Source organism: Staphylococcus hsinchuensis (genome assembly GCF_038789205.1).
GTDB classification, from domain to species: domain Bacteria; phylum Bacillota; class Bacilli; order Staphylococcales; family Staphylococcaceae; genus Staphylococcus; species Staphylococcus hsinchuensis.
Window position 1 is genome coordinate 53,756 of the sequence record NZ_CP128356.1, and the last position, 16,599, is coordinate 70,354.

Annotated in this window: 11 protein-coding genes and 2 pseudogenes; 11 read left to right on the forward strand and 2 right to left on the reverse strand. The window is 32.9% G+C overall.

Features of this window, described 5'->3' with window-relative positions:
* Positions 1-134 precede the first annotated feature (134 nt).
* From isaB to QQM35_RS11305, 5 genes and pseudogenes are all read left to right on the forward strand, one after another.
* Positions 135-479: pseudogene (gene isaB / locus QQM35_RS11285) on the forward strand (immunodominant staphylococcal antigen IsaB family protein); the annotation flags it as partial.
* A 1,218-nt stretch (positions 480-1,697) separates the two neighbouring features.
* A complete protein-coding gene (locus tag QQM35_RS11290; protein WP_002440614.1) occupies positions 1,698-1,886 on the forward strand; it encodes a CsbD family protein in 189 nt (62 codons plus the stop codon).
* A 148-nt stretch (positions 1,887-2,034) separates the two neighbouring features.
* Positions 2,035-2,652 carry a CadD family cadmium resistance transporter gene (locus QQM35_RS11295; RefSeq protein WP_342610590.1) on the forward strand — a complete coding sequence of 206 codons (618 nt, stop codon included), beginning with the start codon at positions 2,035-2,037 and terminating at the stop codon, positions 2,650-2,652.
* 18 nt (positions 2,653-2,670) lie between these two features.
* Complete coding sequence (locus tag QQM35_RS11300; RefSeq protein ID WP_048762044.1) at positions 2,671-3,018, forward strand: ArsR/SmtB family transcription factor; 348 nt, start codon at positions 2,671-2,673, stop codon at positions 3,016-3,018.
* A gap of 155 nt (positions 3,019-3,173) precedes the next feature.
* The gene (locus QQM35_RS11305) at positions 3,174-3,266 is read left to right on the forward strand and encodes a type I toxin-antitoxin system Fst family toxin (protein WP_107509432.1); all 93 of its coding nucleotides are present in this window, start codon (positions 3,174-3,176) and stop codon (positions 3,264-3,266) included.
* A 382-nt stretch (positions 3,267-3,648) separates the two neighbouring features.
* Here QQM35_RS11305 and QQM35_RS11310 read toward each other — a convergent pair whose 3' ends face one another.
* A complete protein-coding gene (locus QQM35_RS11310; protein ID WP_019467637.1) occupies positions 3,649-4,470 on the reverse strand; it encodes a LysR family transcriptional regulator in 822 nt (273 codons plus the stop codon).
* 124 nt (positions 4,471-4,594) lie between these two features.
* Between QQM35_RS11310 and QQM35_RS11315 the strand changes: the two genes are divergently transcribed.
* The 5 genes and pseudogenes from QQM35_RS11315 to QQM35_RS11335 all read left to right on the forward strand — a co-directional run bounded on the left by QQM35_RS11315 (position 4,595) and on the right by QQM35_RS11335 (position 8,271).
* Positions 4,595-5,590: a YeiH family protein gene (locus tag QQM35_RS11315; protein ID WP_342610592.1), complete on the forward strand. Its 996-nt coding sequence runs from the start codon at positions 4,595-4,597 to the stop codon at positions 5,588-5,590.
* 190 nt (positions 5,591-5,780) lie between these two features.
* A pseudogene (locus tag QQM35_RS11320) lies at positions 5,781-5,882 on the forward strand (IS6 family transposase); the annotation flags it as partial.
* A 58-nt stretch (positions 5,883-5,940) separates the two neighbouring features.
* The gene (locus QQM35_RS11325; RefSeq protein WP_342610593.1) at positions 5,941-6,615 is read left to right on the forward strand and encodes an IS6-like element IS257 family transposase; all 675 of its coding nucleotides are present in this window, start codon (positions 5,941-5,943) and stop codon (positions 6,613-6,615) included.
* A gap of 187 nt (positions 6,616-6,802) precedes the next feature.
* On the forward strand, positions 6,803-7,498 hold the full coding sequence (locus QQM35_RS11330) for an ABC transporter ATP-binding protein (protein WP_002512557.1): 696 nt from the start codon (positions 6,803-6,805) through the stop codon (positions 7,496-7,498).
* A complete protein-coding gene (locus QQM35_RS11335) occupies positions 7,498-8,271 on the forward strand; it encodes an ABC transporter permease (RefSeq protein WP_096811251.1) in 774 nt (257 codons plus the stop codon). The genes QQM35_RS11330 and QQM35_RS11335 overlap by 1 nt, the downstream gene beginning before the upstream one ends.
* A 132-nt stretch (positions 8,272-8,403) precedes the next feature.
* Here the strand turns inward: QQM35_RS11335 and QQM35_RS11340 are convergent, their stop codons facing one another.
* Positions 8,404-8,499: a type I toxin-antitoxin system Fst family toxin gene (locus tag QQM35_RS11340; RefSeq protein WP_014287283.1), complete on the reverse strand. Its 96-nt coding sequence runs from the start codon at positions 8,497-8,499 to the stop codon at positions 8,404-8,406.
* A gap of 920 nt (positions 8,500-9,419) precedes the next feature.
* On the opposite strand from QQM35_RS11340, the gene QQM35_RS11345 reads away from it, so the two are divergent.
* The gene (locus QQM35_RS11345; protein ID WP_342610594.1) at positions 9,420-16,556 is read left to right on the forward strand and encodes an Ig-like domain-containing protein; all 7,137 of its coding nucleotides are present in this window, start codon (positions 9,420-9,422) and stop codon (positions 16,554-16,556) included.
* Positions 16,557-16,599: the final 43 nt, after the last annotated feature.

Here is a 16,599-nt window from a genome sequence, read left to right on the forward strand (position 1 = left end):
AGTTAAAATTATATGCACATCTATACAAAACTATAAAAGCAAATATTGTTTTAACAGTAAAGAGTTTTGTTAGTATTAATTTTTTTTCGTTTTTCAGTATAAATATTACATGATTTTTAACTTTGCAACAGAACCAAAGTGGATTTATATTAGACAAAAATTTCAAAGAGTCATTGAAATACGATAATTTTACTATCAACGGCTATCAAATATCAAAGAATCCAACCGGTGACAATCGAATAAATTTATACGATCAAACACTTTATGGTGTATCTGAGAATAAAGCTAATGGTGTTTTCTTCTCTCTCGATGGAAAATCTATTAATAAAAATACTTTAACTCAAAATTATGGCCAACCAAATTCTTACTCTCCTACTTCAGCATGGGGTGAAGTATATAAGTACAAAATTGGTAATAAAGATGTGAGATTTTATATTTATAATGGCTATGTGAATAAATGTCAAATTATGAGTGAATAAGATATTTTAGGTATAAAACGTGAGGTAAGTTGCAAGTTCTCTTACTTCACGTTTTTTTATTTAAAGTGAATAAAAACAAATGCATAGTCTAATCAAAGATTCGCATTAAAGTCATAATAATCGTTAACAAACAAGCAAGTAATATAACTAACTTCCCTTTTTCCGTCTTTTCGTTCCCTTTTCTATATTCTCTCATCGCAAATAACTAAGAAAGAATAACTAAAATCCCTAAAATAATACTTATAATTTTCACGATTTAAATCACTACTTTTAAAAAAACTTTATCACAAGAACTATTTAAATTTTAAATACTCTTATTGCAATTTTAAGATACTTTTTAGAGCATTTAGAAATATTTATAGAATAATAAAAAAGTTAAAAAGTAATAGGATTAATAGGATTTGGGTAAAAAAATCAATCCTATTTATAGGATTGACGTCGACTGAAGCCTATGAAATCAACAAAAATAATAGTATTAAGACAATTTAAAGTGGTCTTGTAACAATTGTAAATAGTATGCAATATTAGAGGTTATAGTATCGATCAATTCTTATTTAATATTAACTATAAGTATTGTTATATCAGCGTTTATGATAATTTTAAAAAGAACACTTAATCAAGACGAACATAAGATAATCCTTCAGCTATGCTGAATACCACCTAAAGTGGTACTGGATTTCCTTATGCTCATGTAAAATATCCTACGCAAATATCCTAAGTTTTTGACGTTGTATATTTTATGTATAAATTAAGATGTTATATTTTTCTGTCATAAGCCCATATTTACGTTTTAAATGCTTATATTGGGACTTGAGTAACAAACATATAAGAAACACAGAGTTTGCTCTAAATACCCCCTTAAAATGCAAAATAAAGGTATTGGGATGTTACACGCGATTTTCGGTTTTAGCACGATACCATTTTGGTATGTAAGTGCGCCTTTGGACAATGAAACATAAAAAATCTTAATTAAACAGAGTTTAACTAAGAAAGTCACGAGGAATTGAATATCCTTTGATTCTGAGTTTCTTCAGATGTGCCTGATTTATGGGGTGGTTTATGGTGTGATTTGAAAATAATACATAAATCATTTTGTATACATAGGATAATACAAGGTTTAAGGCAAGGGATAAAACAGGGATATGATTTTACTTTTAAAAAGGGCATTTGAATAATAGAATTGCATTGTAGATATTGATTATTTAGGAGGAATAGAAAATGAGCGAAGAAAAATTCGAACAAGCAAAAGGAAATATCAAAGAGACTATTGGAGATGCTACTGATAATAAGGATTTAAAAGCAGAAGGCAAAGGAGATAAAGCTTCTGGTAAAGCCAAAGAAGTAGTAGATGATGTTAAAGACAAAGCTAATGATTTGATTGATAAAGTTAAAGGAGATAAAAACTAAATAAAAATTAAAACGTCTTAAGTACTATTATGTAGTATACTTGGGACGTTTTTTTATTTAAAGTGAATAAAAATAAATAAAGCACCTATGATTATTTGAAAACATAAGTTATAATACATTCAAAAACATTTTTGAATGAGGTGTAGTTATGATTCAGACTATTGTAACTGCTGCTATTCTTTATATTGCTACAGCAGTTGATTTATTAGTAATTTTATTAATATTTTTTGCTAGAGCAAAGACTAGGAAAGAATATCGAGATATTTATATTGGTCAATATGTAGGATCTGTGGCATTGATTGTCGTAAGTTTATTCTTTGCCTTTGTCTTAAATTATGTTCCTGAAAAATGGATATTAGGATTATTAGGGTTAATACCGATTTATTTAGGAATTAAAGTAGCTATTTATGATGATTGTGAAGGAGAAAAGAGAGCTAAAAAAGAATTGAATGAAAAAGGATTGTCTAAATTAGTTGGTACGGTTGCAATTGTTACGATAGCAAGTTGTGGTGCTGATAATATTGGTTTATTTGTTCCGTATTTTGTGACATTAAGTGTTACTAATTTATTAATTACTTTGTTTGTCTTTTTAATTTTAATTTTCTTCTTGGTATTTACTGCACAAAAATTAGCTAATATTCCAGGAGTTGGAGAAATTGTTGAGAAATTTAGTCGTTGGATTATGGCTTTTATTTATATAGCTTTAGGTTTATTTATTATTATTGAAAATGATACTATTCAAACAATTTTAGGATTTATATTTTAATTTAGGGTGCGATTTTATATGAGTTATGAAAATGCTTGTGATGTGATCTGTGTACATGAGGATAAAGTTAACAATGCTTTAAGTTTTTTAGAAGATGATAAATCTAAGAAATTACTTAACATTTTAGAAAAAATTTGTGATGAGAAGAAATTGAAAATCATATTATCTTTGATTAAAGAAGATGAGTTGTGTGTTTGTGATATTTCTTTGATATTGAAAATGAGTGTTGCTTCAACTTCACATCATTTAAGACTTTTATATAAAAATGAGGTGCTTGATTTTTATAAAGATGGAAAGATGGCATATTATTTTATTAAAGACGATGAAATAAGAGAGTTTTTCTCTAAAAATCAGAAGGGTTTTTGAAACGATTTTCTTCTTGTCTTGATACTATAAAAATAAGCAAAGATATAACATAAAATGACTTATCGGAAGTAGATATGCTTACACTTTCACAAATGATATAATAACAGAGTCGTCTTAACTTCCGGCGATATATTCGACGGAAGGAGGTGAGACCAGTGGAACTGCTTTTTGTTAGTATAATTGCACCTGTTGTTTCAGGATGCATAATTGCGGGTTTTACGTTTTGGCTAAACAGCCGCAATAAATAATAAGGCGACATAGCCCACCAAAAAGAACCCCCAACCTATTCCAGTAGGTTGGGGGTTCGGTGTTCCAATGGAACTACTTTTTGTTAAATACATTATAACATCATAGCAGGTGGGAATGCAAAGTGATATATACGATATTAGTTACAAGGTATCGTTTTAATATTTTCGATACTAATTGTAAAGAATTTAAAGGGTAAATTATGAATGTTATATATTGAGAGTTTATACTTTATCTTTATTTTTTGAGTAATTAGATTTTAAAAATGTAGTTAGATGCTTATATTTTCTTGGATGGCTTCTAAACAGATATTTAGCCATTTATAAAATAGATTGTCATTGGAACGTGCATTAAATTTAGAATAAATAATACAAAAATCAAAATTTATGAAACCAAATTTTTGATGACTTCATTAAGTTTCGTATCAATATACTTATCTTTATGTATGACTAAATAGAAATAGCGTGTGATGTCTAAGTTTGTTACTTCTAGTTTTTCTAAATCATACGGCGTTAATGTGGATTTAGAAACAATAGAAAAGCCGTTACCAGCATGGACCATATTTTTAATTAGATTTGTATTATTAATTTCTACTAAATAGGATGATGAAGTCATTTGTGATAATGCATTTTCTTGGTAAACGCGTGTACCTGATCCACGTTCTCTGATAAAGCATATTGCTTTATTTGGAGATGATGATTTTTTACGAATTAATACTATTTCATCTTGAGCAATACGTCTACTGTATATGATATTGCTTTGAACCTCTTTTTCGATTATACCTAAATCGATAATGTTATTCTTAATATGTTGTAATACTGTATCAGAATTATTTAATTGCACATGAATATATAATTCAGGATATTTTTTTGCTAAATCAGTAAGATGTTGTGACAATCGATATTCGCCATACGTGTAACTACTCCCTACCGTTAAATCTCCCGAAATCGTATCAGGCTGCATTTTCAAATCGTGTCTTAAGGTTTGTTCTAAATGCTCACGCTGTAAAGCATATTGAAATAGTTTCTCCCCATCACTCGTTAAAGACATTTTAGAATGTCTAAATTCGAAAATTTTTACATCGTATTCCAGTTCTAATCGTTTAATATCACGACTTATTGATGGCTGTGAAGTATATAAATTTTCTGCAGCCTTAGTAAAGCTTTGCGTTTTAACTACTTCAGTTAGAACTTTTAATGAATCCATTAACTAGGCCTCCTGACATTTGAGCCCCTCTATTATAACAAAATTGTTATGAGTAATATACTTAATATTTATTTCACGTTATAACTTTGCGGTGCTAAGCTTTTGATAAAGGAGGAGTTAAAAAATGAAGACCTTAAAAAGTAAAGCCTTTATTTATGGTTTATTATTCACATTTATCATCGCAGTTATAAGTTTATTAGGCTCAAAGTTACCATTTTTAGATAAGATAGGTGCTTTAACAATTGCTATACTGATTGCGATTCTATATAGACATTTTAAGGGTTACCCTGAAGCATATCGTTTAGGCATCGCATTTTCATCTAAACGGTTACTGAAATTAGCTATTATATTATATGGATTAAAGTTAAATATTTATGATGTGATTGGAAAAGGTAGCGGTTTGTTATTAATCGATATTGGAGTCATCCTTTTTAGTATCGGGTTAATGTTGTTACTAAATAAATACATTAAAGGGGATAAACACCTCACGCTATTATTAGGTATTGGCACTGGGGTATGTGGCGCGGCGGCTATTGCAGCAATATCTCCAATATTAAAGTCCAGAGAAAAAGATTCTGCGATTAGTATCGGGATTGTCGCACTTATTGGCACTATATTTTCACTTGCATATACTGTGATATATTCTGTTTTTACAATATCTCCTGAAGTATTTGGGGTCTGGTCAGGCACAAGTTTACATGAAATTGCACATGTAATTCTTGCTGCGGATTTCTCAGGTCAAGCAGCTTTGAGTATTGGATTGTTAGGAAAACTGGGACGTGTGTTTTTATTAATACCTTTGAGTATTATTTTAATTCTAATTATGAGATTTAAATCACAGGGCGAGACCGAAAAAAAACGTATTGATGTACCTTACTTTTTACTTGGTTTTGTCATGATGGCACTGTTCCATACTTATGTGCCATTGCCACACATGGTTATGCAAATTATCGATAATGTCACGACTATATGCTTATTGATGGCAATGGTTGCATTAGGGTTAAATGTTTCCTTTAAAGACTTAAAAGATCGTGCTTTCAAACCATTAATAGTTGTCATTGTTGTATCTATTTGTTTATCGGTTGTAACATTTATCGTCGCGAAATGCTTTTACGGTTAAATTATAATAAAAGAAATTGATATAAATATCTATATAAAGTTGAAAAAAGTCTTCAATAATTCAATTTCTCAAATCTTTGGGTGTAGATTTTGAGGGATTGAATTATGAATCTAATGTTTTTCATTTATCTTATTGGTTCTGTTGCAAAGTTGAATTTATAGTATAATTTTAACAAAAAGGAGTCTTCTGTATGAACTATTTCAGATATAAACAATTTAACAAGGATGTTATCACTGTAGCCGTTGGCTACTATCTGAGATATGCATTGAGTTATCGTGATATATCTGAAATATGGTTCTGTTGCAAAGTTAATTTTATAGTATAATTTTAACAAAAAAGGAGCGTTCTCTATGAATTATTTTAGATATAAGCAATTTAATAAAGATGTAATAACTGTAGCCGTCGGCTATTACTTAAGATACGCGCTTAGTTATCGTGATATATCTGAAATACTAAGAGAACGCGGCGTTAACGTTCATCATTCAACAGTCTACCGTTGGGTTCAAGAATATGCCCCAATTTTGTATCAAATTTGGAAGAAAAAGCATAAAAAAGCTTATTACAAATGGCGTATTGATGAGACGTACATCAAAATAAAAGGAAAATGGAGCTATTTATATCGTGCCATTGATGCAGAGGGACATACATTAGATATTTGGTTGCGTAAGCAACGAGATAATCATTCAGCATATGCGTTTATCAAACGTCTCATTAAACAATTTGGTAAACCTCAAAAGGTAATTACAGATCAGGCACCTTCAACGAAAGTAGCAATAGCTAAAGTAATTAAAGCTTTTAAACTTAAACCTGACTGTCATTGTACATCGAAATATCTGAATAACCTCATTGAGCAAGATCACCGTCATATTAAAGTAAGAAAGACAAGATATCAAAGTATCAATACGGCAAAGAATACTTTAAAAGGTATTGAATGTATTTATGGTCTATATAAAAAGAACCGCAGATCTCTTCAGATCTACGGATTTTCGCCATGCCACGAAATTAGGGATATGTTAGCCAGTTAAGGGAACAACGACATGATAAAATGGTAGTTAGCTATATTTTTCTAACTTTGCAACAGAACCATCTTTTTGACAATATATACACTTTTTATAATTTAAATAGTATCAATATCACACAATACTATATATTTACAATTGTTTGTTTGATAATATTGATATATAAGTCACAAAACCAAAAAGGGGGAATACTATGGAATTATTAACTTTGAACGAAATTAGTAAAAATATCAAAAGTAAAAAAATTCTAAAAGATGTATCTTTCACACTAAACAGTGGCGATATTATTGGATTAGTAGGTGGGAATGGTGCAGGAAAGACAACATTAATGAAGGTTATTTTAGGTCTATCCAGCTATCAATCTGGGACTCTAAAATCACATACTTTAAATAAAAGTAATGATATAGGTGCTTTAATTGAAAATCCTGGATTATATCCATTTCTTACTGGTTTTGAAAATATGAAGCTTATTAATGAAGATAAAGACACAAGTAATATTCAGCAAATTGTTGATAAGTTAGAAATGAATGATTTTATACATAGTAAAGCAAAAACTTATTCATTAGGAATGAAACAAAAGCTAGGTATCGCTCTGGCACTTTTAAATCATCCTAAATTAGTTATTTTAGATGAACCAATGAACGGCTTAGATCCAAAAGCCGTAAAAAATGTGAGAGAGACGATTATAGACTTTAAAAATCAAGGTGTAACTTTTTTAATATCTAGTCATATTTTAAGTGAACTTGTAAAAGTTACAGACTCAATTTTAATTATTGATAAAGGTAAAATTATTAAAGAGACTACTATGGAAGAATTGAACCAATCAAATGAAAGTGATTTAGAAAATATATTACTTAATATTATTGATCAAAAGGGGGAACAATCATAATGGGCACTTTAATTAATCAAGAACTTTATAAGATATTTAAAAAGAAATCATCCATTATTATCCCAATTATAATATTTATTCTAATGATTGCTATGGCAGTTTTAAGTAATAATTATGAAGATATACTTAAGCCAGAATCACAGTTCAAACAAGGGTATACAGGATTTTCTTGGATCTTCTTCTTAATGATTATTCAAGCAGCAACCATAATCACTATGGAATTCCACTATGGTACAATTAAGAACTTACTTTATAGAAACTACTCAAGAATGAGTATTATTTTAAGTAAATTTAGCGCTTTATTTATTTATTCATTAATATTATTTATTGTTACTACTTTGATAAGCTTAGGTTTAAAATTAATCCTATTTTCTGATATGGATATTTTAAAACAATCTGGTGACAATTTATCACTGTTACAAGAGCACTTGTTAACTGCTTTAGCTACTTATATTGGTATGTGGTTAATATTGAGTTTAACATTATTAATTTCTTGCCTTTTAAAATCACCAGGTGTTTCGATTGCTGTAGGAATTGTCTTCTACTTTGCTTCTTCTGTTATTTCAGGCATACTCTTTGCGGCAATTGCTCAATGGGAATGGTTAAAATGGAACCCTATCAACATGTTAAATTTAAGTACACAAGTATTAGATAACGAAGTATTCAAAAAAATGACTAAACTAGAGTTACATGAACTATATATTGGGAACATTGTTTATATTATTATCTTTTTAGCATTAGTTATTTTTGCTTTTAAAAAGAAAAATGTATAATTTTAGATATGCGATTTTGCATTCCTACCAATTATAGTGTTACAATGTAATTAACAAAGATTATCAGGCATGTATGCACCAAATCCCCTTACTATGGCCGTAGTAAGGGGATTTTTTGGTGTGACTAGTCGCCTATTCGTCATTACGCTTGCGTAGCCAATGCGCAAATAGCGCAACGAGACAACCACTTGCTGCTGTGGTCATGATGTTCACAAAGATTTCAGACATCGCGTATGCACCTCCTCTCTACGTCAAATTGACGCCTGAGAGATAGGCGACTCTATTATTATATCATTTGTAAATACATAAGCATATTCACTTCCGATAAGTTGAATTATGTTGAATAATTAATCCTATTAATCCTTTTTCAATAAAAATGAACTATCAGCACAGAGTTGTTTACACAATTGATGAAGATAATAAAGAAGTTTTTATTCTTTCTACATAGCCATATTCTTAGATAGAAACAATGAAATTTTTAGTATTGCTTTTTTATTACTTTGTCATATAAATTCCAAATGTTGTTCTCAATTTTTTAGATACTGTTATCTATTGTAATCCTCCCTTATAAACACCTAATTTTTATACATTTTTTGAAACTACACTAAATATATTTTTACTACGCATCGAATATTGTAATTGTTCTTTACACTGTACTGTCACACTTAATTTATTTAGCCTCTCTTGGGTATCTCCAGGACGACGTTTTAGGTAATAAATTAAAAGTGTTATTCAGTTCTTTCATATTTCTTTTAGATGGATTAATAAATTTATAGTTATCAGTGTTTTCATAAGATCTGCTTATAATTGTTTGAGTTCTATATTTGTCACGTTCGTTTTATTATTATAATTTTCACTTAAATTATAAATCTATTTTCTCTCATATATTTCAATGCAGTATAAAATTTAGCAATAAACAAAAACCGAAAGACTCTACACAAGTGATTCGATCCTATCTTTATTCTAAATGTAAAAATATTAAAGTTTATGTTATTTTTATCTATAGGGTAGAATTATCTATATGCATTAAGTACTATATATATAGATACAACTTTAATTCAATTTTTTGAAATGTACATAATTAGATATATATTAACTTTCAATAGTGTATCATAAAGTTGTAAAAAATTATTTTGGGGTGAGTAAATATGGGGAATAAACAAGGTTTATTACCAAATAAGTTAAATAAGTACTCTATCAGAAAATTCACAGTGGGTACTGCGTCGTTGCTTGTGGGAGCAACACTTGTTTTTGGAATTGGAAGTGAGGCGCAAGCAGCAGAATTAGATACGATCACAAAAGAAGATGTTAAGAGCCAAGACAAAGGTGAAGCATTAGACATAAAAAATATTAAAGAATCAGAAAAAGATGTTACTACTGAGGATGACAACAATGCGCAAGTACAAAATAGTGCTCAGACAGTTGACAAATCAGAAAATTCCAATGACACTGCTGTTGAATCTACGAATGACAGTGTGAAAACAGATGAAACAAAAGAAACATCGGAAAATAAATCTGCACAAGATGATGATAACATTAAAGAGGACTCAAATACTCAAGAAGAATCAACGAATACATCATCACAATCTTCTGAAGTTCCTCAAACTAAAAAAGACACAAATGAAACATCAGAAACAGCAATAGATGAAGATGCATCTACCAAAGAACAAAATAATAAAGACAACGATACTGCACAAGATGATGATAACATTAAAGAGGACTCAAATACTCAAGAAGAATCAACGAATACATCATCACAATCTTCTGAAGTTCCTCAAACTAAAAAAGACACAAATGAAACATCAGAAACAGCAATAGATGAAGATGCATCTACCAAAGAACAAAATAATAAAGACAACGATACTGCACAAGATGATGATAACATTAAAGAGGACTCAAATACTCAAGAAGAATCAACGAATACATCATCACAATCTTCTGAAGATTCTCAAACTAAAAAAGAACAACCAGACAAATCATCTAATTCAATTAAAGAGCCAGATAAACAACAAGAAGAAGTAGCAAAAGAAGAAAAAGCTACTACTGAAATAGCTGATAAAAATAAAGAATTAGAATTAAAGAATAATAAAACTGATAAAAATGAAGAATCTGAATTAGAAAGTAACTTATCTTCTTCAGAAAATAAGAAGGATACAGTTGAATCTTTCTTAAATAGTCAACTGTCCGATTCAGAAACCAAAAAAATCATGGAAAATGCTAACATTGACTATGATAAAGCAACAGATGAAGAAATTAATACAGAAATTTTAAGAGCGTCATTAATTGAAATGGCGAACAATAAGAAAAAAACAGAAACTTTAGCAACACCACAAAGAACTATGTTCCGTGCTATGGCTACACCAACAGCATTGCGTGCAGCAGTTAACCAAGATGAAGAACTACAAAAATCTTTAGGTTACACAGATGATTATACATTTGCTTCAATGTTATTTGATCCAGGTAAATTAGATTCTGATGACGCATTAAATAGTAATATAATTCCATTTGACCTACATAGTTACATGTCAGGAGCAAACTCTGGAAACAGATATAAAATTGATTTGAAATTAGATCCAATTATTGCTGAGCATGTCACTAAAATTTCAGCGAATCCTTCTGGAAGCAATAAACCCGTTGAGTTTGTAAGAATTAAAGATGAAAATGGTAATCTAACAGATACTTGGGAAGTCAACTTTATTCGTGCAAATGATGGTTTATTTGGAGGCGCAGAAATTCTTTCACAATATACTGCTAAGAATGGCAAAATAGAATTGGACGATACAGTTGGTAATATCGTATCTAACGCTGGCAATTTATCTAATAATAAATTGAATTATCAGGTGTTTGTTCGAGATTCTAAAGAAAATAAAATTGTTCGTACTTCTGAAAGCAGTGGTTATTTCTTAACAAAAGCTGATAATGATTTAGTTAATTTAGAAAATAATGTATCTACAGAAAATAATAATGCATTTAAAGCAAGTAGCGGTTCAGCTACATATAATAAAGATGTTGGAGAATTTGGTGGTATTTTAATTGACCAACAAATCATGAAGAACGGTATTTTCTCATATAGTAAAACAAAAGCTAACCAATGGTCATACAATTATCAAATTGATAAAGACTTACTACCATATATCGAAGGTGTAGAATTGCATCAATACGATTATAAAGGCTTAGAGGGTTTTGACAAAAATTATGATGCCAAAAATAAAGTTGCTAACTTAACCATTGACGAGGTTGGTAATGGCACAATTACGAGTGACAATTTAAACAAATTAATCGAATTTAATAATGCATTACCAGAAACTGTAGGCGTTAGAGTCGTACTTAAATTGAATCAAAGCGTAAATAACATTTTAACAAAAGATGCAAAATATGATTCAGAAGGTAATTTGATTAGAGAAACAATAAAACAAAAAGAAGACTTCACATTTGCTGGTTATTTAACGGATAGTAAAGGGGCATTAATTAATAATACTTTAGGTACTTCAACACTAGCGCTACAAGATTATGATAAAGATGGTCTATTAGATAGATATGAACGTCAAGTATCATTATCTGATGCAGAAAGCGAAGATACTGATGGCGATGGTAAGAATGATGGCGATGAAGTTATAAATTACAAAACATCACCACTTGTAGGCAAACCGCAAGCAGCAGATATTACAACAGAAGACACAGTCGTTTCTGGTTCTGTTCCTCTTAAAGAAGGTGCAGCAACACAAACAGCTAAAGTAATTAATGCAGAGGGCACAACAGTTGGTACAACAACTGTAAATTCAGATGGCACATTCTCAGTGTCAATTCCAAATTCACCAGAAGGTACCTATACTATTGCAATTGATTCACCAAATTATGATAATGATGAAGTAAACACTTTTGAAATTGTTGATAATTCTAAACTACCAGCACCATCTATTAATCCTGTTGACGATAACGATCAACAAATTGTTGTAAATGGTACGTCAGGTTCAACTGTGACAGTAACAGATAGTAATAATAATGTTTTAGGTACTGTAACAATTCCAGCAGATGATACAAGTGCAGCAATTAATGTTGATACTCCTTTAGAAGCAGGTACAGTATTAACTTCAACAGCTAGTAAGGACGGCAAAACAAGTGATGTATCTGATCAAATCACAGTAACAGATGCGACAGCGCCAGATGCACCAACATTAGATGAAGTAAATACAGATGCAACACAAGTTACAGGTCAAGCAGAACCTGGTTCAACTGTGACAGTTGCATTCCCTGGTGGTGGAAAAGCATCAACAACTGCAGACGATGCAGGTAATTTCATAGTAGATATTCCATCAGAAGTAAATCTAGAAGGTGGCGAGACGTTTACGGCGACTGCTACAGATAAAACTGGCAATGAATCTGAGCCAAGTACAACAACGGTTGTTGATACTACGGCGCCAGATGCACCGACAGTTAATGATGTAACAAGTAATGACAAAGTAATAAACGGCACAGCAGAACCAAATTCAACAGTTAAATTAACGTTCCCTGATGGCACAACTGCTACGGGTACTACAGATAGTAACGGAAACTATACAGTAGACATTCCAGAGAATATGTCACTCAAAGGCGGCGAGATAATTAGCGCTACTTCAAGTGACGCAGAAGGTAATGAATCTGAAAGTGCAACTACAACAGTTGTTGATGCGACTGCTCCAGACGCACCAACAATAAATGAAGTTGACACAAATGCCACTGAAGTTAATGGTACAGCAGAACCAAATTCAACAGTAACTGTAACGTTCCCTGATGGCACAACTGCTACGGGTACAGCGGATGATCAAGGGAATTATACAATCGAAATACCATCAAATGTTGATTTAAGAAATGGTAATAAAATAGAAGCTGTATCAGCAGATGAAGCTGGTAATGTATCTGGACCAGGTACGACAACAGTTGCAGGTGAAGATACAGCAACAGCACCTACAATTAATAACGTGACTAGTGATGATACACGAATCACTGGTACAGCGGATGCAGGTAATACAGTTACAATTACCTTCCCTGACGGCACAACTGCTACGGGTACTGCAGATGACCAAGGTAATTACACAATTGATGTTCCATCTAATGTTGATCTAAACGGTGGCGAAGAAATTCAAGTTAAAGCGACGGATAATAGAGGACGCGATTCAGTAACTGTTACAACAACTGCTACTGATGTAACAGCGCCAGACGCACCGGTTGTTAACGGAGTATCAAGTGACGCTACTCAAGTTACAGGTCAAGCAGAACCTGGTTCAACAGTAACTGTAACTTTCCCTGACGGTACAACTGCTACGGGTACTACAGATGACGAAGGTAATTATACAATTGATATTCCAACAGGTGTAAAACTAGAAGGTGGTGAAGAAATTACTGCTACAGCTACTGATAATACTGGTAATGTATCTGATACAGGGGCTACGAATGTTACAGATACAACAGCGCCAGACGCACCAGTTGTTAACGGGGTATCAAGTGACGCTACTCAAGTTACAGGTCAAGCAGAACCTGGCTCAACAGTAACAGTGACATTCCCTGATGGTACAACTGCTACGGGTAAAGTTGATGAAGACGGTAACTATACAATTGAAATACCTTCGAATTTGAATCTAGTAGGTGGAGAAAACATAACTGCTAGTACAAGAGATGAATCTGGAAATGAATCAGAAAGTACAGAAACAACAGTTGTTGATGCAACAGCTCCAGACGCACCAACTGTGAATGACGTGACTAGTGACGCTACTCAAGTTACAGGTCAAGCAGAACCTGGTTCAACAGTAACTGTAACGTTCCCTGATGGTACAACTGCTACGGGTACAGCGAATGATCAAGGGAATTTCACAATTGATATTCCAACAGGTGTAGAACTAGAAGGCGGCGAAGAAATCTTAGCTACAGCTACAGATGATAACGGGAATACTTCAAAAACTACTACTACTACCGTTACAGACACAACAGCTCCAGACGCACCAACTGTGAATGACGTGACTAGTGACGCTACTCAAGTTACAGGTCAAGCAGAACCTGGTTCAACAGTAACTGTAACGTTCCCTGATGGTACAACTGCTACGGGTACTGCAGATGATCAAGGGAATTTCACAATTGATATTCCATCCAATGTTGACCTAAACGGTGGCGAAGAGCTACAAGTAACGGCAACTGACAAAGACGGCAATACTTCTGAACCAAGCTCAGCGAACGTTACAGACACAACTGCTCCTGATGCACCAACGGTGAATGATGTGACTAGTGACGCTACTCAAGTTACAGGTCAAGCAGAACCTGGTTCAACAGTAACTGTAACGTTCCCTGATGGTACAACTGCTACGGGTACTGCAGATGATCAAGGGAATTTCACAATTGATATTCCATCCAATGTTGACCTAAACGGTGGCGAAGAGCTACAAGTAACGGCAACTGACAAAGACGGCAATACTTCTGAACCAAGCTCAGCGAACGTTACAGACACAACTGCTCCTGATGCACCAACGGTGAATGATGTGACTAGTGACGCTACTCAAGTTACAGGTCAAGCAGAACCTGGTTCAACAGTAACTGTAACGTTCCCTGATGGTACAACTGCTACGGGTACTGCAGATGATCAAGGGAATTTCACAATTGATATTCCATCCAATGTTGACCTAAACGGTGGCGAAGAGCTACAAGTAACGGCAACTGACAAAGGCGGCAATACTTCTGAACCAAGCTCAGCGAACGTTACAGACACAACAGCACCAGACGCACCAACTGTGAATGACGTGACTAGTGACGCTACTCAAGTTACAGGTCAAGCAGAACCTGGTTCAACAGTAACTGTAACGTTCCCTGATGGTACAACTGCTACGGGTACTGCAGATGATCAAGGGAATTTCACAATTGATATTCCATCCAATGTTGACCTAAACGGTGGCGAAGAGCTACAAGTAACAGCAACTGACAAAGACGGCAATACTTCTGAACCAAGCTCAGCGAACGTTACAGACACAACAGCACCAGACGCACCAACTGTGAATGACGTGACTAGTGACGCTACTCAAGTTACAGGTCAAGCAGAACCTGGTTCAACAGTAACTGTAACGTTCCCTGATGGTACAACTGCTACGGGTACTGCAGATGATCAAGGGAATTTCACAATTGATATTCCATCCAATGTTGACCTAAACGGTGGCGAAGAGCTACAAGTAACGGCAACTGACAAAGGCGGCAATACTTCTGAAAGTACCAATACGACTGTAATCGATTCTGATGACAACTCTGATAACGGAAATAATTCAGGTGCTGGAGACAATTCAGATTCTGATAACAACTCTGATAGCGGAGATAATTCAAATGCTGGAGACAATTCAGATTCTGATAACAACTCTGATAGCGGAGATAATTCAAATGCTGGAGACAATTCAGATTCTGATAACAACTCTGGTAACGGAAATAATTCAGGTGCTGGAGACAATTCAGATTCTGATAACAACTCTGGTAACGGAGATAATTCAAATGCTGGAGACAATTCAGATTCTGATAACAACTCTGATAGCGGAGATAATTCAAATGCTGGAGACAATTCAGATTCTGATAACAACTCTGATAGCGGAGATAATTCAAATGCTGGAGACAATTCAGATTCTGATAACAACTCTGATAGCGGAGATAATTCAAATGCTGGAGACAATTCAGATTCTGATAACAACTCTGGTAACGGAGATAATTCAAATGCTGGAGACAATTCAGATTCTGATAACAACTCTGGTAACGGAAATAATTCAGGTGCTGGAGACAATTCAGATTCTGATAACAACTCTGGTAACGGAAATAATTCAGGTGCTGGAGACAATTCAGATTCTGATAACAACTCTGGTAACGGAAATAATTCAGGTGCTGGAGACAATTCAGATTCTGATAACAACTCTGGTAACGGAGATAATTCAAATGCTGGAGACAATTCAGATTCTGATAACAACTCTGATAGCGGAGATAATTCAAATGCTGGAGACAATTCAGATTCTGATAACAACTCTGATAGCGGAGATAATTCAAATGCTGGAGACAATTCAGATTCTAATAACAACTCTAATAACGAAGATAATTCAAGCTCTAACAAAGATTCAATTAATCAAGACTCAAATGTAAATAGTAATGATAGTAAACATGATAAACAAAATGAATTACCAGAAACGGGTGAAAAAGAAGTACGTAATGGTACATTATTTGGAACGTTATTTGCTGGTTTAGGTTCTCTATTATTATTTACCAAACGTCGTAGAAAAGAAAATGATAAAAAATAAATATTTAAATTATTGTAAATAAGTACAGGGCTCTCCACTTACA

Excerpts from the sequence above, each read along its gene's own strand:
- QQM35_RS11295 (WP_342610590.1), top strand. The coding sequence starts at position 2,035 with ATGATTCAGACTATTGTAACTGCTGCTATTCTTTATATTGCTACAGCA.
- QQM35_RS11345 (WP_342610594.1), top strand. The coding sequence starts at position 9,420 with ATGGGGAATAAACAAGGTTTATTACCAAATAAGTTAAATAAGTACTCT.
- QQM35_RS11310 (WP_019467637.1), bottom strand. The coding sequence starts at position 4,470 with ATGGATTCATTAAAAGTTCTAACTGAAGTAGTTAAAACGCAAAGCTTT.
- QQM35_RS11325 (WP_342610593.1), top strand. The coding sequence starts at position 5,941 with ATGAATTATTTTAGATATAAGCAATTTAATAAAGATGTAATAACTGTA.
- QQM35_RS11300 (WP_048762044.1), top strand. The coding sequence starts at position 2,671 with ATGAGTTATGAAAATGCTTGTGATGTGATCTGTGTACATGAGGATAAA.
- QQM35_RS11340 (WP_014287283.1), bottom strand. The coding sequence starts at position 8,499 with ATGTCTGAAATCTTTGTGAACATCATGACCACAGCAGCAAGTGGTTGT.
- QQM35_RS11315 (WP_342610592.1), top strand. The coding sequence starts at position 4,595 with ATGAAGACCTTAAAAAGTAAAGCCTTTATTTATGGTTTATTATTCACA.
- QQM35_RS11335 (WP_096811251.1), top strand. The coding sequence starts at position 7,498 with ATGGGCACTTTAATTAATCAAGAACTTTATAAGATATTTAAAAAGAAA.
- QQM35_RS11330 (WP_002512557.1), top strand. The coding sequence starts at position 6,803 with ATGGAATTATTAACTTTGAACGAAATTAGTAAAAATATCAAAAGTAAA.
- QQM35_RS11290 (WP_002440614.1), top strand. The coding sequence starts at position 1,698 with ATGAGCGAAGAAAAATTCGAACAAGCAAAAGGAAATATCAAAGAGACT.